Raw genomic sequence first — 18890 nt, 5'->3', positions numbered from 1 at the left:
CCCCGACGGTTTCTCGGCCATGTCCGTCTCCCGCAGTGCCGCCACCGCAGGATCAGAACGCCCAACGCCCTTCAAAGTGCCCAGGTAGTGCTAGGGGGTCTTCTCGGGACGGCGGCCGCCGCGCAGGCCCAGTCCTACGGCGCCCCCGCCGGTCGCGACCCCGCCACGGCCCCGGGCGGAACCGAGGGCATCGCCGGCCCCCGCAACGAGGCCGAGGCAATCCGCTCAGGCGACGCGGTCGTGGTGCCGCCACGGGGTGAAGGCATCCTGGTTCAGGACCCGCCAGCCCCGCCGCCAGGCGTGCCGGCACCGCCGCCGGGCCGGTACTGACAGGTGCCGAGTTCGTTCTGAACGCGCGTTCCGCCGCGTTCGGGATGTTCCCGCGCGATCCTATTGCGGCAGCGTGTCGTCGATCCCCTTCACGTACCAGTTCATGCCGAGGATCATCGGGTCCGGCGCGGTCTCGCCCGCCTTCACAGCGACGCTCCCGTCCTGCTTCGTCACGGGTCCGGCGAAGGGCTGGACCGCGCCGGAGGCGATGGCCTGGACCGTCTCCTCCGCCATGGCCTTCACGTCGGCGGGCATGTTGGTGAAGGGTGCCAGCACGACCATACCGTCCTTGATCCCGCCCCAGGTGTCGTGGCTCTGCCAGGACCCGTCGAGGACGGCCTTCGCCTCGCGGATCACGTAGCCGTTCCAGTCGTCCACGACGGCGGTCAGCTGTGCCTTCGGGGCGAAGCGGTACTGGTCGGAGGATTGGCCGAAGGCGAGCTTGCCCTGCTTCTCGGCCTCCTGAAGGGGCGCGGCGGAATCCGTGTGCTGGGCCAGGATGTCGGCGCCCTGGGCGAGCAAGGCCTTGGCGGCTTCGGCCTCCTTGCCGGGGTCGAACCACGTGTTCACCCAGACGATCTTCAGCTTGACGTTCGGGTTGACCGACTGCGCGCCCAGCATGAACGCGTTGATGCCGCTCACCACTTCGGGGATCGGGAACGACGCGATGTAGCCGACCGTGCCCGATTTCGTGAGCTTCGCGGCGATCTTCCCGCAGACGTAGCGACCTTCGTAGAACCGCGCCGAGTAGGTCGAGACGTTGGCGGCGCGCTTGTAGCCGGTCGCGTGCTCGAACTTCACCGTCGGGAATTTCCTGGCGACCTTCAGGGTCGGCTCCATGAAGCCGAACGACGTGGTGAAGATCAGGCGCATGCCGGAGCGGGCGAGCTTCTCGATCGCCCGCTCGCTGTCGGCCTCCGGCACGTTCTCGAGATAGGTGGTCTCGACCTTGTCGGGCAGCGCTGCGGCGAGCGCCTTGCGGCTGAGGTCGTGCTGGAACGAGTAGCCGTAATCGGCCACGGGCCCGACATAGACGAAGCCGACCTTGAGCTTGTCCTCGGCACGGGCCGGGGCGGCGAGGAGCAGAAGGGCGCCGAGACAGGCGCCGAGGGTGGTTCGCAGCATCCGGATCATCCTCTCGGTAGCGGCACCGCTAGCGGTGCGGGGTGAAGTCGCGCCCGAGGGCGGCGGGGGCCGACGAGCCGCCTTGCCGCCGGCCGAGCGACAGCAGGACAAGCGCCAGGATCGTCGCGACGTACGGGAGTGCGGAGAGCAGCTGCCCGGGCAGGCCGATGCTGGCGGCCTGCGCGTGGAGCTGCAGCACGGTGGCGCCGCCGAAGAGGGCCGCCCCGGCCACCACCCGCCCCGGCCGCCAGGAGGCGAAGACCACGAGGGCGAGCGCGATCCAGCCGCGGCCCGCGGTCATCGCGGGCGCCCAGAACGGTGTGTAGGCGAGGGACAGGTAGGATCCGGCCAGTCCCGCGCAGGCCCCCCCGAAGAGCACCGCGAGGAAGCGCACGCCGCGGACCGGCAGGCCCAGCGCGTGGGTCGCGACATGGTCGTCGCCGACAGCCCGCAGGATCAGCCCCGCCCGGGTCCGCCACAGGAACCACGAGACGCCGACCGCGAGGCCGAGGCCGGCATACACGAAGGCGTCCTGCCCGAAGAGCAGGCGGCCGACCCCCGGTATCTCGCTGAGACCCGGCACGTGCAGGTGCGGCGCCGGCTCCCGTTTCTGGCCGACATAGCCGGCTCCGACGAGGCCGGAGAGGCCGAGCCCGAGGATCGTGAGCGCGAGCCCGGAGGCCACTTGGTTGGCCGCCAGTCCCACCGTGAGCAGTCCGAACACGGCCGCGAGCCCCAGGCCGGCACCGGCACCGGCGAGCGCGCCCAGCAGGGTCGAGCCGGTCTCCACCGCAACGGCGAAGCCCAAAGCCGCCCCGCACACCATCATGCCCTCGACGCCGAGGTTGAGGACGCCCGCGCGCTCGGTCACGAGTTCGCCGAGGGCGGCGATGATCAGCGGGGTCGCGGCCGTCAGCACCGTGACCAGCACCATCTGGATCATGTCGAGGCTCATCGCGCCGCCCCGGAGACGAGCTGGATCCTGAAGCGCGTGAGCACGTCGGCCCCCAGGACGAGGCAGAGCAGCAGGCCCTGGAAGGCCCGGGTCAGGTCGAGGGGGAGGCGGAGATCGATCTGCGCCGCCTCGCCGCCGATGGTGGTGACGGCGATCACCAGGGCGGCAATGAGGATGCCGAGCGGGGAGAGCCGCCCCAGGAAGGCGACGATGATCGCGGTGAACCCGTAGCCCGGCGAGATCGTCGGCTGAAGCTGACCGATCCGGCCGGCGACCTCGACGATCCCGGCGAGGCCCGCCGCGCCGCCCGAGATCGCGAAGGCGGCGAGCGTCATCCGCCCCTCGCTGAAGCCCGCGAACCGCGCGGCCCGGGGGCTGGCGCCGACGACGCGCGTCGCGAACCCGAACAGGCTGCGGCCCAGGACGAGGGTCGCCAGCCCCGTCGCCGCGAGCGCCACAAGGACGCCGGCGTGCAGGGTCTCGCCCTCCATCAGGTACGGCAGGCGTGCGGCCGCGTCGAACGCGACGCTCTGGGGGAAGTTGAAGCCCGCCGGGTCGCGCAGCGGCCCGCGGGCCATGTAGTCGAGGAACAGCTCCGCCACGTAGACGAGCATCAGGCTCGTCAGAATCTCCGAGACGTCGAGCCGGACCCGCAGGAGAGCCGGGATCATCGCGTAGGCGATGCCGGCGAGCGTGCCCGCGACCAGCATCGCGGGGAGGATCCAAACGGTGGAGCCCGCGCTCCCGTGGGTCGCGACCGCCACCCAGCCACCGGCGAGGCCGCCGACCACGAACTGGCCCTCGGCCCCGATGTTCCACAGGTTCGCCCGGTAGCAGAAGGCAAGGCCCGTCGCGATCAGGGCGAGCGGCGCCGCCTTCAGGGCGATCTCCTGCAGTGACCACAGCTCGGAGAGCGGCGCCACGAAGTAGACGGCGAAGGCCGCCCCCGGCGAGACGCCGAGGCAGGAGACCACCGCGCCGCCGATCAGCACGGCCGTCAGGAAGGCCAGGACCGGCGACAGGGTCGCGGCCAAGGGCGAGCGCCGCGCGCGCGGCACGAGATCAAGGCGCATGGGCGATCTCGGCTGGCGCGCTGGGGCCGACGGACATGTCCCGTCCGATGGACGGCCCGCTCGACCCGCCCATCAGGAGGCCCACCGCCTCGCGGGTCGTTTCGGCGCGCGGCATGGCAGCGGACAGGTGCCCGGCATGCAGGACGGCGATCGATCCCGCGATCTCGAACAGCTCGTCGAGATCCTGACTGATCACCAGGACCGCGCTCCCGCGCGCGGCGAGGTCGATCAGGGCCTGCCGGATCCGCGCCGCCGCGGCGGCATCGACCCCCCAGGTGGGTTGATCGACCACCAGGATTCCCGGTTCGGCCTGGATCTCGCGCCCGACCACGAACTTCTGCAGGTTGCCGCCCGAGAGCGTGCCGGCCGCCGGATCCGGCCCCGCCCCGCGCACATCGAAGGCGTCGACGATCCGGGTCGCCAGCGCCCGGGCCGCGGCGCGGCGCACGAGGCCGAAGCGCGCCAGCGGCGCCGTGGCCCGGCGCGTCAGGACGACGTTCTCGGACAGGCTGAGGCCGGGGGCGGCGGCGTGGCCGTTGCGCTCCTCCGGCACGAAGGCGGCGCCCAGCCGGCGGCGCGCGTTGATCCCGAGATGTCCGACGGCGGTTCCGTCGATCCGCACGGCCCCGGCCTCCGGCGCCGAGATCTCCCCGGACAAAGCGGCGAAGAGTTCCGCCTGACCGTTGCCGGCGATACCGGCGATGCCCAGGATCTCGCCGCCGCGGATGCCGAGGGTGACGTCGCTCAGGGCCGTGGCGTGCAGGCCCGGCGCGGGCAGCGACAGGCGGTCCAGCCTCAGGCGCTCCTGCCCCAGACGCTCGTCCCCGCGGGGCGCGGCCGGGCGCGCGGCGACCGCCCGCACCTGCGCGCCGACCATGAGGGCGGCGAGCGACGCGGCGGTCTCCGAACGCGGGTCGCAGGCGCCGACGACCCGGCCGCCGCGCAGGATGGTGGCCCGGACGCACAGGCGGCGCACCTCGTCGAGCCGGTGCGAGATGTAGAGCAGCGCCCGGCCCTCGCCGCGCAGGCGCTCCAGAACGGTGAAGAGCAGTTCCGCCTCGCCCGGCGTCAGCACCGAGGTCGGCTCGTCAAGGATCACGAGCTGCGGGTTCTGGAGCAGGCATCGCACGATCTCGATGCGCTGGCGCTCGCCGGCCGAGAGCGACCAGACCGGCCGGTCGGGTTCGAGCTTCAGGCCGTAGGTCTCACCGAGCGCCGCGATCCGCTCCGCGAGCACCCCGCGGCGGAGGCTCCGCTCCATGACCAGGGCGATGTTCTCGGCGACCGTCAGGTTCTCGCAGAGGGAGAAGTGCTGGAACACCATGCCGATGCCGAGCCGACGCGCCGCCTCGGGGCTCCGAAGCCGCACCACCGCACCCCGATGCGTGACGACCCCCTCCGTCGGTTCGAGGAGGCCGTAGAGGATCTTCATCAGCGTGGACTTCCCCGCGCCGTTCTCCCCGAGCAGGGCGTGAATCTCGCCGGCGCGGATCTCGAGGTCGATGTGATCGTTCGCCGTGAACGTGCCGAAACGCTTCACGATGCCGTAGGCGCCGAACAGAGGCCTCGGATCGTCTGTCGGCTTTGCCGATCCGGTGACGCCCGCCATGGTCCGCTCGCTCCGCGATGCCCAGGAGTTCTGACGGGGTCAGAAGACGTGGAAGGCGAAGCCCGCCAGGAAGCTCTTCTCCTCGGTCCCCTTGAAGCTGGCGGTCTCCACGTTGCCGAACTTGTTCAGCCAGTACTGGAACCCGATGAAGACATCGACCCTGTTGGGTTGGTCGTAGATCAGCTTGCCGAGGTCGAGAACGAGGTTGGTGCGCGAGAGGAATTCGACGCCGCGCTTGGGATTGAACGCGAAGTCCGCCACATTCTGCACGCCGCGTCCCTTGGGCAGCACGATGTTGTTGAAGCCCGTGATGCTGAGCGGCAGGTTGGTGAAGGCCAGCGGGAAGTTATAGACGAGCTCGAATTCGGGAACGACGTCGAAGCTCTGGTCCCGATCCGGCTGGAGGTTGAAACCGTTGCGGTTCCATTCCTTGTAGGCGTGGGTGCTCAGGTTGAGGAAGCCCGCGGGAACGTCGAACGCGAAGTTCAGGCCGCCGACGACGTCACGCTTCTTCGAGCCGAACGCGTCGTTCTGCGAATTCGCGTCGAAGCCGAAGGCGAGCGACACGTCCTTGACGAAGCCCGGGATCGCGAAGGCCTTCGAGCCCGTGAGCGCGTTCAGGCTGAGGGTGCCCCGGTAGAGGCCGTAGGCTTCCGTGTTGCCGTAGTCGGAGAAGGCCGGCGCGGCGATGCTCCCGGGCGGATTCGTCGTGCCGGCCGGGAATTGGGAGCCTGATTTCAGGATGTCGAGCGCGAAGAAGTTCGTGCCGTAGGCCCAGGCATCCGCATGGGTGATGCCCAGGATCTGCTTGGGCGCTTCCCGCGACACGAAGCTTCCGTCCGGCCGCAGGATCTGCACGCCGGGCGAGACCGTTGGGAATTGATAACGGTAGCTGATCTGGGTGTCCGAGAAGAGGAAGAACGACACGTCCTTCACCGGCACGGCCTCTGGCGCCTTGTCCTTCTTGGTCGTTTCAAGGTCTGCCGCGGATGCGGCCGCCATCGCCCAGAGCGACAAGACCGCCGTCAACAGTACACGCCCAATCATTGCGTCGCCCCCCGTATCCCGCCTGGCTGGAATGAGGGGCAGCAACCGTTATGCCAGGGTGCTTCCGCCACGCGCCGACTTCGGCATGCGTCGCAAAAACACAACACAATTTCGCAGCCACGCATCGATATCCTTGGCGATGCTGAAGCGGAGGCCGGGGGCTGCAGCGGTCAGCGCGTCCCCGGAGCGGAGCTTTGGCCGGGCTTCACCGCCCCGGAGGGCGGATCGCTGAGGAAACCATGCCCATTCTGAGCGATCCCTGGTCGTGGTGCCGATAAGGCTGCACGGCAGACACGTTTTGCGCGCGCTTGGCGCCATCGGCGCGCATGGCTTTTTCGGACGGCAACGGCATCATCTGTGGGGACGTCGGCGATTCGGACGTTCGCGGAGGTGACCGCCATGGCGTCCACGACAGGCCCCGCCGCGCGCTGCCGTCTCGAGGCCGAGCCGTCCCCGCTGCTGTTCGACCCGGCGGCCACGGCCCTGATGATCATCGACATGCAGCGCGACTTCCTGGAACCGGGCGGCTTCGGTGAGAGCCTCGGCAACGACGTGGCGCTGCTGGCTTGCGCCGTCGAACCCGCCGCAGCGCTGTTGGCGGCGGCCCGTGGAGCCGGCCTGCTGGTCGTCCATACACGGGAGGGACACAGGCCGGACCTGTCGGATGTCCCGCCCGCGAAGCTCGCACGCGGCGCGCCCTCCGCCCGCATCGGCGATCCGGGCCCGATGGGCCGGATCCTGATCCGCGGGGAAGCCGGCCACGACATCATCCCAGCGTTGCAGCCTCGCCCCGGTGAGCCGGTGATCGACAAACCCGGCAAGGGGGCCTTCTACGCCACCGCCCTCGCCGACATCCTGAGCACCGGGCGGATCGACACGCTGCTCGTCTGCGGCGTGACGACGGAAGTCTGCGTTCATACGACAGTGCGCGAAGCCAACGACCGGGGTTATCGGTGTGCGGTGGTGGCCGACGCCTGCGCGTCGTACAATCCGGCCTTCCACCTCGCCGGGCTCGCCATGATCAAGGCCCAAGGCGGCATCTTCGGGTGGGTCACGGATTCCGCCGCCGCCATCGCGGCCCTCGCGGGCGGCGAGCGCGGTTAGAGACGGCCCGTCGCGCCGGCCTTCGGCGCGGCAGGTATATTGCGTCGGGCCTCCTGCGAAGATCCGTCTCACGAGGGGGCATGGACCTCAACACGATCGCGACCGTCCTCCGGCGCCGCCGGACCGACCTGGCGGCGCAGCGCGGCGTCACCATCAGCGAGGGACCGTCCGGTCCCGGGCGGCGGGATCAGCCGCCGAAGGTCGCTCGCCCCGCACAGAACGCCATCCGCGACGCCACCAGCGCCCGGCTCACCACCACGGCCTCAACGGCCAACGGGATCTACAGCCCCAGGGCGGCTGATGCGGACGCGACACGCCCGTGATGCCCGACCTCGCGCCCGGGCCCGTGGAATCGTCATGCCGCGCCCTGCGCGGTCGCGCAGCAAGCCTGTCTGGAAACCCGTTCCTGGTGGAGGGCTGCCTGGACCACGTCGAGGACGCGCTCATCCTGATCGAGGATGGCCGGATCGCAAGCTTCGGACCTTACAGCGACACGGCCGATCGGATTCCACCCGGCGTCTCGGTCAGGCATTACGAGAATGCCCTGATCCTGCCAGGGCTGATCGACACGCATGTTCACTATCCCCAGCTTCAGATGATCGCCTCGTATGGCGAACAGCTGCTCACCTGGCTCAGCAAGTACACTTTCCCCGCCGAGTTGGAATTCGCGGATCAAACCCACGCGGAGCGGGTTGCGAAACTGTTCTTCCGCGAGATCCTGGGCGCGGGGACGACCACCGCGGCGGTCTATTGCACGGTTCATCCCGGTTCCGTGGAGGCATTCTTCGCGGAGTCCCAACGGTTCAACACGAGGATGATCGCCGGCAAGGTGCTGATGGACCGCAACGCCCCGGCGGCCCTCCTGGACACGGCGCAACGCGGCTATGACGAGAGCAAGGCGCTCATCGCGCGCTGGCATGGTCGCGGGCGGCAGCTCTACGCGGTCACCCCGCGCTTCGCCCCGTCCTGCACGTCGGCACAGCTCGACGCCGCTGGTGCGCTCCTGCGCGAGCATGACGGGCTCTTCCTCCAGACCCATCTGTGCGAGACCACCGACGAGATCGCATGGGTGATGGACCTGTTCCCCGACCGGGCGAGCTACCTCGACGTCTATGCCCGGTCCGGCCTGGTCGGTCCGCGCAGCATCTTCGGCCACGCGATCCACGTGAGCGAGGACGATTTCTGCACCTGCCACGCCACGGGTGCGGCGATCGCCCATTGCCCGACATCCAACGGGTTTTTGGGCAGCGGCCTGTTCCGGATGTTCGATGCCCTCGATCCCCGGCGGCCGGTGCGCGTCGGCCTCGGGACGGATGTGGGCGCCGGCACGTCCCTGTTGCTGCTCAAGACACTGGGCGACGCCTACAAGGTCGCGGCCCTGCGCGGCACCAAGCTCGACGCGCAGCGCGCCTTCTGGCTCGCGACGCTGGGTGGCGCCGAAGCCCTGCGTCTCGACGACCGGATCGGGCGGATCGCTGATGGCTTCGAGGCCGATCTCTGCATCCTCGATCTGGCGGCCACGCCGCTGCTCGGATTCCGCACCGGAAGCTGCCGGGACATCGATGACCTCCTGTTCGTGCTGATGACGCTCGGCGATCACCGCATGGTTCGGGCGACCTGGGTGGCGGGCGAATGCGTCTACGACAGAGGCCGCCCAAACGACCCGCTGCGCTACCCTTTCCCGAGCGATGGGGCCCAGCCTTGAGCGGCGCAACGCTTGGAGGCCGGACAAACGATGCCTGGCGCGACGATTGCTTGGCGATGACGCATTTCGAGAGGGGTATCATGCGTCGGCTGGGTCTTGGGTTCGCTCTTTGCGTTGCGCTATCGACGGCTAGTCTTGCGCAAAGCTACACCGCACCGTCTCCGACGGACGTACCGTCCACGGGCACCAGGGAACTGAACAAAGCAGACCGCAAGATGGCCTGCACGCAGCAGGCCGATCGGCGCAATATGCGCGGTCTCTCACGGCAGCAATTCCGGGCCGCCTGTCGCGGACGTCCCATTCCGAAGCGCGTCAACTCCTGATCGGGCGATGCAGGCCGACAGGCTGCGCCTCCCGGCCACGAACCCGGGACCGAACGAGGCTCCATAACCCTGCATCGCGTTCAGCTCGACCTCGCCCCCCGATGGCCTTGTTGCGGCCGGGCGCGTCGGGCTAACGTAGCCGTATGACTCGACGTGCCGCTCCGCGTCCGTTCCGCCGCTCTGCCGCCGGCCTCGCTCTGGGCGTCTGCCTGCTTGAGGCATCCCCGGCCGCAGCCCAGGCGATCCTGTGGCCCGAGATCGGCTTCGCCCCCCTGCCCTCCTTCGCTTGGCCCCAGACGGCCGAGGACGCGTATGGCCGCTGGACCGGCTCCTATGCCCGCCTGTCGACCGGCTACGCGGTGACGTCCTCGCGGCATTTCGGCAGCTCTGCAGGCCCGACGATCGGCTTTGAGGGCGGCCGGATGTGGCGGGAGGGTCCGATCCTCTACGGGATCAGCGGCGGCTTCGACTATCTCGCCGGCCTCGATGGAAATCTCACGCCGGGCTACGGGCGCCTCACCTATGCGCGTGACTTCGCCGGCGCCCTGGAGGTGAAGGTCGGGACGCTGCTGACGCCGGATGTCCTGGTCTACGCCAAGACCGGCGCCGTGGCCCTCCACGAGACCCTGCGCGTCGGGCCGACGCCGTCCACGCTGCCGTTCAGCCGCCAGGATATCGCGGTGCGGCCGGTGGCGGGGGTCGGGGTCGAGTGGGCGGTGACGGACCAGCTGTCGCTGGGCGTCGAGGCGGGCGTGGTCGGCGGCGGCATCCGCTGACGCTCCGCGCGGCCCGTCAGCCGGCGCCATCCCGCGGGCCGGGATCGGCCGCCGCGAGCGCCGTGAGTTCCCGCCACCCGTAGGCGACCTCGGTGAACGGACCCTGTCCGCGGATGCAGGCCTCGGCATCGAGCAGCGTGCCGCCGCAGCTCTCGTAGAAGCGCCGCCCGAGGTGGTTGGCGCGCAGCACCCAGGTGGCGGCGGCACGGTATTCGGCGGTCTGCAGGTGCCGCGCCATCCGCGCGATCAGCCTCAGACCCACCCCACGCCCCTGCGCGGCGCGCAGCACGTAGAGGCTGCTGACCTCACCGTCGAAGCCGGCCGCAGCCAGGACATCCACGCGCTGGCCGTTGCAGGTGCCGAACCCGACCGGCTCCCCGCCAAGCTCGGCCAGATAGGTCGCCCCGCCGCGCGTCGGCGGCGAGTTGCCGAGGCGTTGCGCCCACCAGGCCCGCCGAACCTCGACCGTGAGGGCGGCGATCATCGCGTCGGGCAGGAGGCCGGTATAGGTCTCGTGCCAGGCGGCGACATGGAGCGTGGCGATGACGGCCGCGTCCTCCGGCCGGGCGTGCCGCACCGCCACGGCGGTCGTCCCCCGGGTCTCGGTCACCATACGGGCTCCCACGCAGCTCGAGCGTTGGGACTTGCCGCGCGCTACTTCGGCACGAACGCCCAGTAATCGAGATCGAGAATCACCGCCGGGTCATAGCCCTCGCCGACGCGGTCCGGGAAGGTGCCGCAGGGCTGGTTCTTGGTGGCGACCATGCGCAGGCGCAGGAGCCCGACATCGTCACGGCCGATCTCGGCGCAGGCCAGCACCTCGCTCCAGGCATAGACCGTATCGCCGGCAAACAGCGGCCCGACATGGCGGCCGGCATTGATGCCGGCGAGCGCGAACACGTTGGCCAGACCGTTGAAGCTCAGCGCCCGGGCGAGCGAGATGACGTGGCCGCCATAGATCAGGCGCCGACCGAAGCGGGTGTCCTTGGCCGCCAGCCCGTCGAAATGGACCTTGGCGGTGTTCTGGAACAGGCGCGTGGCGATCTGGTGCTCGGCCTCCTCGACGGTCATGCCGTCGACGTGGTCGATCTTCTCGCCCACCGCGTAGTCTGCGAAGCGGTGCGGGCTGCCGGCCAGCTCCGTGTCGTAGGCGGCGGCCGAGAGCTTCGGCAGGGCGCCCGCGAGATCCTGCGGATCCACCACCTTGGCGAGGCTCGGCACGTGCTCCTCAGCGATCGCGGCCTCGGGGTCGCGCTTGCGCACCAACACCCAGCGGCAATAACTCAGCACGGTCTCGCCGCGCTCGTCGGAGCCGACCGAGCGGACATAAACCACGCCGGTCTGGCGGTTCGAACTCTCCTTGAGGCCGATCACCTCTGAGACGGTCGACAGGGTCTCGCCCGGGTAGACCGGGCGCCGGAACCCGCCTTCGGCATAGCCGAGATTGGCCAGCGCGTTGAGGGAGACGTCCGGCACGGTCTTGCCGAACACCATGTGGAAAGTGAGCAGGTCGTCGAGGGGGCTCCTCGGATAGCCGAAGGCGCGCGCGAAGGCGTCCGAGGACTGCACGGCGAAGCGCGGCCCGTAGAGGCCCGTGTAGAGCGCCACGTCGCCTACCGTCACGGTGCGCGGGGTGGCGTGGCGAATGGTCTCCCCGAGGCGAAAATCCTCGAAGAAGCGGCCGGGATTCGTCTTCACGGGCGATCGGTCCTACTGCGCGTAAACGTAGGTGGCGGGCACGGCATATTCGTGCAGCAGGCGGCTGATGAACAGCAGCAGCAGGATCAGGATGATCGGCGAGATGTCGACGCCGCCGAGGTTGGGCAGCAGGTTCCGGATCGGCCGGAGCACCGGCTCGGTGATGCGGTAGAGCACCTCGCCGATCTGCGCGACGATGGGATTGCGCACATTCACCACGTTGAACGCGACGAGCCAGCTGAGGACCGCGCTGGCGATGAGGACGTAGATGAAGAGCTGGACGACCGTGTCGAAGAGCCAGATCAGGGCGTTCATGCGGGTCCGCGCGCTATCCTCGGGGCGCCCGCATCCCGGCGCCGGAAGGGCCGTGGCGGGCGACGTTGAAACAAAGAATTGACAGGCTGAGCCGCCCGCGCCTACAAGGCCGGCGCCTCGACGGGGCTGTAGCTCAGATGGGAGAGCGCCGCAATCGCACTGCGGAGGTCAGGGGTTCGAATCCCCTCAGCTCCACCACTTTCTTTTCGTTCTAGAAAAGTGAGTGGTGGCAATGGGTTGCGAGATAGTAACCCGGTCTTACTCCCTACGTATCCCCATCAGGTGGGTGGATTTCTCCCCCACCCGAAGCGCGCGGCACGAGTTCATTCCTTCGTTCGATTCCTTTGTCGCTGCGGTGCGGTCGAACCGCACGCCGCACCACGCGCACTAAACGCCGGATACGCACGCTTGGTCACCCGGCGCACGTTGGGCGAATGCGTCGACCAAGGCGCGCTGGATCTGCGCGCAAGCCCACCAGCAGATGAAGGAGGAACTCGGCCTCGAACACTTCGAGGGCCGCTCGTGGACCGGGCTGCATCGGCAGGCGATGATGGCCTACGCCTTCCTTCAGACCCGACGCCTCGCAGTGATGGGACGAAACAAGGACGTGCCTACCCGCCGCACTAGCCCCGGATGCCGGCGATCCGGCAGGCCATCCTCGATCACTTCAGTCGGCCACCGCCGCGGCGATGCTCGCCCTGTGACGCCCTCCTCGATCTCCCACACTGAAATCAATCCGCGAAAGGAGTGCTAGGCCCGCCAGTCGTGTGAGGCTCGGTGTGGCGGGGGATCTGAACACCGCAATGCACGAGTCCATGCCCCCCTCACACAAATCGCTCGCACAATGAAGAAGGGCCGCCTCCATGGAAGCGGCCCCTCGTCGATCGAACTCTCAAACGGCCGTCGTTTAGGCCGCCCTCACGGTTGCGAGGAAGCGCCCGACCTCGGCGTTGAGGTGCTCGGACTGACGTGAGAGTTCGGAGGCCGCACCCAGAACCTGACTCGCCGCCGCGCCTGTCTCCTCGGCTGCGTCCGCCACACCTGAGATGTTGCTTGTCACCTCCCCTGTGCCCATCGCCGCCTGGCTGACGTTGCGCACGATCTCCTGCGTAGCAGCGCCCTGCTGTTCGACAGCCGCCGCGATGGAGGTGGCGACGTCGTTGATCTCGCGGATTCGCCCGGTGATGCCGCCGATCGACGTCACCGCCTGCCCGGTCGAGGCCTGGATCTGCGCGATCTGCCCGGAGATCTCGTTCGTCGCCTTGGCGGTCTGCTCGGCCAGCGCCTTCACCTCGGAAGCGACGACGGCAAAACCTTTGCCTGCTGCCCCGGCACGGGCTGCTTCGATCGTGGCGTTGAGCGCAAGCAGATTGGTCTGGCCGGCAATGTTCGAGATCAGACCAACCACATCGCCGATCCGGGACACGGCCGCGCTCAGTTCCTGTACCAGCGTGCCGGTCTGATCGGCCTCCCGAACGGCACGTTGCGCGAGTTCGGCCGAGCCTGCGACTTGGCGGCCGATTTCCTGGACGGACGAGCCAAGTTCCTCGGCCGCCGCGGCGACGGTGTTGACGTTCGAGGCTGCTTCCTCGGCTGCCGCCGCCACAGTGGTGGACTGGCTAGCAGTCTCGGTCGCCGTAGCGGTCATGGTCTGCGCCGTAGCCTGCAGTTCGGTCGCAGACGACGACACCATGCCGATGATTCCGCCGACCGCGGCCTCGAAGCCGTCGGCCATCTGCCGCATTCCGACCTTGCGCTGCTCCTCCGCGGCTAGGCGCGCCTGCTCAGTTTCCGCCTCCAAAGCCCTCATGCGGATCAAGCCGTCCTTGAACACCTGAACGGCGTCCGCGATCGTACCGATCTCGGTCTTCTGACCCCGATGCGGGATCTCCACCGAGAGGTCTCCGGCAATCAGAGCCTGCATCGGCTGCACCACAGAGGCGATGCCGCGGGTGATGCCTCGGATGATCAAGAGCGCCGCGATGCCGGATACGGCGAGACCGAGTAGTATGGCGGTCACGCCCCAGAACCACGTGCTCTCATACGTGGCTTTGCTCTGCGCCTGAGCCCGGGCAGCTCCCTCGTTGTTGAGGACCAGCAGCTTGTCGAGCGCTGTCGAGGCTGCGCGGCGTGGGATGATGCCCTTGCTCTCGTAGAGGGCGAACGCCTCGGCCTTTTGTCCCTTGCGCGACAAGTCCAAGACGGCATCGCGAACCATCTCAAAGCTGCGGTATTCTCGCGCGAACGTTTCGTAGATTGCACGCTCCGCGGGCGAGCTGATCAGCGTCTCGTAGAGTGCTTTCTTCTCACCAAGCTTCTGAGCGAAGCGCTCCGTATCCTTCTCGATGCCACCGAGGAGCGCGGGATCCGTCGATTGGGTATGGCGCAACATGGAGCCTGAGGTACGGGCTGTAAGCGTATCGATTTCACCCAACACGCGGATGCTCGGCAACCAGTTCGTCTCTACATCGACGGCCTGCTCGCGCATCTTCTGGGTGCTGGCAAGCCCTAGAAACCCGACGCCGACGAGCAGCAAAGATAGGATTGAGAACGCGAGGATCAGCTTGTTGCGGATCGACATTGGTTGAAACGACACAGCGTACCTCGTAAGGCAGCCACTAAGCCGAAGCGCTTCAAGCCACCGGAGCAGCAACCTGATCCGGAATAGTTAATAGATATCGAAGCTATAGTTCGGAATAGCAGTTTGCCGATAGCGTTGGCGCCTCGTATCATTTCTGTATGTATCCAGGCCGTCCCACTTTGGGTATTGAGCGGCGACGGCTGGCTGACCAAGGTGCGTGCATGGGGTGGCGTGCGGTCGCCGCCCGTTCGTTCATTTTGGTATCGTGCCGGCCGGGATACGGACGGTATCGCTCAAAGCGTAAGGACCGCCGAACAGGTCACCGAGCGCCTTCCACCTGCCGACGAGCATAGCCCAGCGGCCCACAATCCCGCCGCGATCGGCGCGCTAACTCGATGCTAGGGCGGTGGCGGCCGCCGTGTTCATGCCGCCGGGAGTACCTGCGTTGGTCAATACCCTGTTGGCGCTGCTTGCCGTTCTCGCCGTCATGGCTGCCCACGCCACCTACAAGCTGGTGCGCCTGCCTTTTCGGCTTCTTGGTAACCTGTTTCGGCATAAGGCTCGGCCAGCCACGCTGATGGCGCGCTAATCAAGCGGCACCATCCAGCTTTGAAGGGGGTACGTCAGGATCGCCCACGCAGGTGCGATACACGTGCCTTCATTGGTTGATCGGGAATGCCCCATGCGGAAACTGCTCGCGCTCATCGCGGCCATGGTCGTATGCGCGGGGCCGGTGTTCGCCCAGGCCGACCAGACTGCGCGCGAGTGCGTTCAGGATCCTGAGACGACAGGTGCTTTGCCTGCCGACCCACGCAGCCTGCATATGCCGGGCGAGCGGCTATTCCGACGCGACGTGGATCCGCCAGAAGTCAGTTGGCAGGACGAGGCTCGGGAGAGTTCCGAGCAGCGCCGGCGCGATCTGCTCGACTGTGGGGTAGACTGACGCACGCCCAGAGGCTGGGATCTTTGATCGCTTGATCCCGTTCCCATTCATCGCAGCGGTTGAGTCCGCTCCCGCACGCGAGCGCGCCGGCTGCCATGCCCCCGTTCACGTTCGGCCGGCGCATCCCAGGCCGCGAGGGCCAACCTGGGACACGTGAGCGTCTTGTCCGGTCACGAGCGCCTAACCCACCTCAAGCATGATGCCTCTGGGCCAAGTTGCGTATCGGCCTACCGCTGGTGAGATCGGACGCTCCCCCGCCCCGTGAGCAGATCGGGGCGGGGCCGAGCGGCCGACGCCTGGCATTCGGCCGGCTGATGGCTGCCCTTACGGACTAAGAGCCTCTCACAAAACTCCCGCTGCGCTGTCGCGGCCAGAGGGAGACCTCCCGGTGAACGGGAGCTTTGTGAGGAGCTCTAAGAGTTCGCTAACGCTCCGACACCACGCTGTGGGTATGTCGAAGCGTACCACCCGCACCCTCCGAGCCGCTCTATGGATCTCCGCCCTGGTGCTGTGCTGCATCTCCGCGGCCATGCTGGTCGAGGCGAATAGGCCTAAGGCAGGGGGCCAACGTCTCGTCGACGACCCGGCCGTGACCGGATCGGTCGCGGGTATGCGCTGGTGCGGCGCTGCTTCGTGGTGCCGCTGACGACCGACCATTGCGTCGGCCGCCCGTCGATAGGCTTTGTTAACCATGCGCCCTCACCCCGTGGGCATCAGTTCGCAGGTGCCTCACGACGTCCGAGCCCTCGCGTAGCGGTGTCACCCCGATCAGCAGCACATCGATATGCCCTTCGTACAAGATTTGCTCGCACGCTTCCGTCAGACCGTCACTGCCTATGCGGGCGACGAGGCACTGATGCAGGCCGGGGTTTCGGCCGCTGCCAACGTCATCGTTGCCGATGGCGAGGTTGCCGGCGCAGAGTTCGAGACCGCACTGACCGGGGTGATCGCTAGTCCGATCCTGGAAAAGGGCTACGACGTCCTGATGTTGGAGGAGGCACTGTACGAGGCGATCGGCCGGGCGCGCACCCGAGCTGGGCGAGCCGACAACCTCCGCCGGGTTGCGGCCATCGCCGGCCGGCCAGCGGAGCAGCGCGAGGGCGTGTTCCTGGTGGCGGCAGATGTGGCTGACCACGACGGCATCGCCGAGATCGAGCACGTCGCGCTAGCTGAGATTGCCACGGCCTTGCTCGTGGATAAGACACTGTTGCTGGAGGCGGTGCCGGCTCGATCTAAACGACTGCAAACGCAGGGATAGACCCGTCATCCGTCAACGTGGCGATCAGCAGCCATAGCGCCCTGTGTTCTGGTCCGCCATGGTCTGCAGCGAGGAACGCAGACAAGCCGATTTCCGTGACGTACCCACCCGAGGCAGGGTTGGCCTCGTGCCGAATGAGGCTTCGTCCGTCGGTCGGATCGCACACCAGCAACCATCGATCGCCGTTCGAGCTGGCCTGGAAGGGCCGAGCCACCACGACGCTCTGCGTTAGCGGACCGACTGACCGAGGCAGGCCGCGACGCTGGTGGCACGAGAGCCGACCATCCGCACGGCCTTGCGCAAACGAGCCTCCGTGCCCCCAAAGCGGAGGGCCCAAAGCGCGCGGGCAGCGCGGTCGAACATGTCGATATGGGCCTTGTCGGGCAGTTCGGTCCGCATGGGGTGATCCGAGGGCGTTACCACGACGATGAGTGTCCGGCGGTGCAACCTTGCGCCGCCCGGGTTACACGCCCGTCCCAGTCATTCACCGCAATCCGAAAGGGCCTGAGCACCGGCGTGAGCCCGCTGGGGGTTGCGGCTGTAAAGTCATGGTTAGCTATCACCGAGGACCGATCGGAACAGCCAGCTTGGCCGTCTGTTCTGCCGACATGGAACATTATCGATCCACCTTGGCCACCACGGCGATCGCAGTTGCCGGCCTGCTTGCCGCCGCTCATGTGCTGCATCCGGGCAATTACGAGCGATCTGATCGAAGAGCGCGGGTCGTCACGGTGGCTATCGATGCGCCATCAACGTCGACTGCTTGGACCGACCCACCTGGGAAACTAAACGGCAGCGAACCCGCGTTGGTGATGGCCAACAGCAGAGCGCTGCTGTCGCATCATCTGACGGTGACTCTGCCGCCGGGAGCAAGGTCGTCGCCGACATTGTCGGGCAAGCTCATGCCGCCGGTCCCTCAAGGGAAGGCTGCTGCAGGCGACCCGATTGGCGACCTCATCCGCGACCTGGATCTCAATCAGGCGAGCTGACGCTTGAATTCTCTTCGCTAGCAGACCCTCAGGCATAGGGCCCTCCGAAAAGATCGCCCCTCGCCTTGCGTTGGAACAGCGTCCGCCGCCGCTGATGCTCAGGCCGGTCGCGGATCCCGTGGGATCGCCGGTGGAAGGCCGCGAGGTTGGCGTCCGCGTTGTTCGAGCTGTCGTGGTTTCGATGGGCCGCTGCCAGGACGACCCGCGTTCGACGGACACGGTACGGGAGGTCGGCTTCCGCAGCTATCCGGATCCGCCTGCCCCACCCATTGCGCCACCGGCCGGCTTGCGCGTCCCACCAGCGGCCATCGCCGAGGTGGTAGACCATCTGCCCGTGCGGCCGCCCGCAACCCTCGCGGCAGCCTCCAGCTCGGCCGAACCGGATCGCAGCCGAGAGCTGCGCCCAGTCGATCGGGTAGAAGAAGTGATGTTCGGGCCGGATCGGCATGGTGGGCTGGGAACGCAGTCAGCGGTCCACTCCGCAGCGAAGTGGACGATCCACCCTGTAGCATCTCAGCCACAGCCAGCCGGCAACGCACCGACAGGTAGAAACCAAAGCGCCCCTGGGATGTTGTGGCGCTCGAACATGTACATCGCGCAGTATTGCAGTGGTCTAGTGCGCGTTCATAGACGGTTTACTACGATAGCGCCTCTCGCCAGCAATCGGTGTGTCCGTAAAACTACAGCCAATTCGCGCACCGTCCGGTAGCCATAGCTCCAGACGAAACTTTGGACCTGACCCGATGACCAAGCTCCTGGCCTCGCTGGCCGCCTTCACCGCCCTGACCGCCGCCGCCTCGGCCGCCGACCTGCCGCGCCGCGCCGCCCCGCCGCCCGTGTTCACCCCCGTGCCGGTGTTCACCTGGTCGGGCGCCTACTTCGGTATCAACGCCGGCTACGCCTTCGACGCCTCCAGCCGCTCCAACGGCAACAGCTTCGGCGTGCCCTTCCCCTACGCCGCCCCCGGCACCGTCGCCACCTTCCGCAACAGCAGCCAGGACGGCTTCTCCGGCGGTGGCCAGATCGGCTACAACTTCCAGCTGACCCCGGGCAACGGCG

Annotated in this window: 20 protein-coding genes, 1 tRNA gene and 2 pseudogenes; 12 read left to right on the top strand and 11 right to left on the bottom strand. The window is 67.9% G+C overall.

The annotated features are described in order from the left end of the window. The coding region (locus BLQ49_RS28510; protein WP_342028227.1) for a hypothetical protein at positions 1–330 on the top strand (330 nt) is incomplete at its 5' end. Positions 331–390: 60 nt separating this feature from the next. Here BLQ49_RS28510 and BLQ49_RS28505 read toward each other — a convergent pair. Genes BLQ49_RS28505 through BLQ49_RS28485 form a run of 5 tightly spaced genes read right to left on the bottom strand, consistent with a single transcriptional unit; the run spans position 391 to position 6139 of the window. Next, the gene (locus BLQ49_RS28505; protein ID WP_091722991.1) at positions 391–1455 is read right to left on the bottom strand and encodes a BMP family ABC transporter substrate-binding protein; all 1065 of its coding nucleotides are present in this window, start codon (positions 1453–1455) and stop codon (positions 391–393) included. A gap of 28 nt (positions 1456–1483) precedes the next feature. Beyond that, positions 1484–2410, bottom strand: a complete 927-nt coding sequence (locus tag BLQ49_RS28500) for an ABC transporter permease (RefSeq protein ID WP_091722985.1) — start codon at positions 2408–2410, stop codon at positions 1484–1486. Next, positions 2407–3483: an ABC transporter permease gene (locus BLQ49_RS28495; RefSeq protein ID WP_091722982.1), complete on the bottom strand. Its 1077-nt coding sequence runs from the start codon at positions 3481–3483 to the stop codon at positions 2407–2409. Before BLQ49_RS28495 ends, BLQ49_RS28500 begins: the two co-directional genes overlap by 4 nt. Beyond that, positions 3473–5092 carry an ABC transporter ATP-binding protein gene (locus BLQ49_RS28490; protein ID WP_091722978.1) on the bottom strand — a complete coding sequence of 540 codons (1620 nt, stop codon included), beginning with the start codon at positions 5090–5092 and terminating at the stop codon, positions 3473–3475. Before BLQ49_RS28490 ends, BLQ49_RS28495 begins: the two co-directional genes overlap by 11 nt. Positions 5093–5131: 39 nt before the next feature. After that, positions 5132–6139 carry a hypothetical protein gene (locus BLQ49_RS28485; RefSeq protein WP_091722975.1) on the bottom strand — a complete coding sequence of 336 codons (1008 nt, stop codon included), beginning with the start codon at positions 6137–6139 and terminating at the stop codon, positions 5132–5134. A gap of 399 nt (positions 6140–6538) precedes the next feature. Here BLQ49_RS28485 and BLQ49_RS28480 point away from each other — a divergent pair, with 399 nt between their 5' ends. From BLQ49_RS28480 to BLQ49_RS28465, 4 genes are all read left to right on the top strand, one after another. Next, entirely contained in the window at positions 6539–7243 is a 705-nt protein-coding gene (locus BLQ49_RS28480) for a cysteine hydrolase family protein (RefSeq protein ID WP_091722972.1), read from the top strand. A gap of 80 nt (positions 7244–7323) precedes the next feature. Further along, positions 7324–7566 (top strand): hypothetical protein, encoded by a 243-nt coding sequence (locus BLQ49_RS28475; protein ID WP_091722970.1) that lies wholly within the window; start codon positions 7324–7326, stop codon positions 7564–7566. After that, a complete protein-coding gene (gene guaD / locus BLQ49_RS28470) occupies positions 7566–8948 on the top strand; it encodes a guanine deaminase (protein WP_091722967.1) in 1383 nt (460 codons plus the stop codon). Before BLQ49_RS28475 ends, guaD begins: the two co-directional genes overlap by 1 nt. A gap of 466 nt (positions 8949–9414) precedes the next feature. Further along, a complete protein-coding gene (locus BLQ49_RS28465) occupies positions 9415–10047 on the top strand; it encodes an outer membrane protein (RefSeq protein WP_091722964.1) in 633 nt (210 codons plus the stop codon). Between the two features lie 16 nt (positions 10048–10063). On the opposite strand, the gene BLQ49_RS28460 is transcribed toward BLQ49_RS28465, so the two are convergent. Genes BLQ49_RS28460 through BLQ49_RS28450 form a run of 3 tightly spaced genes read right to left on the bottom strand, consistent with a single transcriptional unit; the run spans position 10064 to position 12060 of the window. Beyond that, positions 10064–10660 carry a GNAT family N-acetyltransferase gene (locus tag BLQ49_RS28460; protein WP_091722963.1) on the bottom strand — a complete coding sequence of 199 codons (597 nt, stop codon included), beginning with the start codon at positions 10658–10660 and terminating at the stop codon, positions 10064–10066. A gap of 41 nt (positions 10661–10701) precedes the next feature. Further along, positions 10702–11745 (bottom strand): MaoC family dehydratase, encoded by a 1044-nt coding sequence (locus BLQ49_RS28455; RefSeq protein ID WP_091722960.1) that lies wholly within the window; start codon positions 11743–11745, stop codon positions 10702–10704. A 12-nt stretch (positions 11746–11757) separates the two neighbouring features. Beyond that, complete coding sequence (locus BLQ49_RS28450; RefSeq protein ID WP_091722957.1) at positions 11758–12060, bottom strand: YggT family protein; 303 nt, start codon at positions 12058–12060, stop codon at positions 11758–11760. Positions 12061–12182: 122 nt separating this feature from the next. Between BLQ49_RS28450 and BLQ49_RS28445 the strand changes: the two genes are divergently transcribed. After that, positions 12183–12258 (top strand) — tRNA-Ala (locus tag BLQ49_RS28445). Positions 12259–12496: 238 nt separating this feature from the next. Continuing rightward, positions 12497–12764 (top strand): annotated as a pseudogene (locus tag BLQ49_RS30535) (IS701 family transposase); the annotation flags it as partial. Positions 12765–12967: 203 nt separating this feature from the next. Here BLQ49_RS30535 and BLQ49_RS28435 read toward each other — a convergent pair. Then, positions 12968–14656 carry a methyl-accepting chemotaxis protein gene (locus BLQ49_RS28435; RefSeq protein ID WP_091722952.1) on the bottom strand — a complete coding sequence of 563 codons (1689 nt, stop codon included), beginning with the start codon at positions 14654–14656 and terminating at the stop codon, positions 12968–12970. A gap of 430 nt (positions 14657–15086) precedes the next feature. Here BLQ49_RS28435 and BLQ49_RS29975 point away from each other — a divergent pair, with 430 nt between their 5' ends. From BLQ49_RS29975 to BLQ49_RS28420, 3 genes are all read left to right on the top strand, one after another. Beyond that, positions 15087–15230 carry a hypothetical protein gene (locus tag BLQ49_RS29975; RefSeq protein ID WP_167627822.1) on the top strand — a complete coding sequence of 48 codons (144 nt, stop codon included), beginning with the start codon at positions 15087–15089 and terminating at the stop codon, positions 15228–15230. 93 nt (positions 15231–15323) lie between these two features. Then, positions 15324–15584, top strand: a complete 261-nt coding sequence (locus tag BLQ49_RS28425; protein WP_091722947.1) for a hypothetical protein — start codon at positions 15324–15326, stop codon at positions 15582–15584. Positions 15585–16368: 784 nt separating this feature from the next. Next, on the top strand, positions 16369–16842 hold the full coding sequence (locus tag BLQ49_RS28420; protein ID WP_091722944.1) for a tellurite resistance TerB family protein: 474 nt from the start codon (positions 16369–16371) through the stop codon (positions 16840–16842). Between the two features lie 228 nt (positions 16843–17070). Here BLQ49_RS28420 and BLQ49_RS28410 read toward each other — a convergent pair whose 3' ends face one another. Beyond that, complete coding sequence (locus tag BLQ49_RS28410) at positions 17071–17241, bottom strand: DUF3606 domain-containing protein (RefSeq protein WP_091722939.1); 171 nt, start codon at positions 17239–17241, stop codon at positions 17071–17073. 188 nt (positions 17242–17429) lie between these two features. On the opposite strand from BLQ49_RS28410, the gene BLQ49_RS28405 reads away from it, so the two are divergent. Next, a complete protein-coding gene (locus BLQ49_RS28405) occupies positions 17430–17831 on the top strand; it encodes a hypothetical protein (protein ID WP_091722936.1) in 402 nt (133 codons plus the stop codon). 28 nt (positions 17832–17859) lie between these two features. On the opposite strand, the gene BLQ49_RS30530 is transcribed toward BLQ49_RS28405, so the two are convergent. Continuing rightward, a complete protein-coding gene (locus BLQ49_RS30530) occupies positions 17860–18279 on the bottom strand; it encodes a hypothetical protein (protein WP_091722934.1) in 420 nt (139 codons plus the stop codon). A gap of 295 nt (positions 18280–18574) precedes the next feature. On the opposite strand from BLQ49_RS30530, the pseudogene BLQ49_RS28395 reads away from it, so the two are divergent. After that, a pseudogene (locus BLQ49_RS28395) lies at positions 18575–18890 on the top strand (porin family protein); the annotation flags it as partial.

The sequence above is a fragment of the Methylobacterium phyllostachyos genome (assembly GCF_900103445.1).
Classification (GTDB): domain Bacteria; phylum Pseudomonadota; class Alphaproteobacteria; order Rhizobiales; family Beijerinckiaceae; genus Methylobacterium; species Methylobacterium phyllostachyos.
This window is presented reverse-complemented; position numbering and strand designations above follow the sequence as displayed.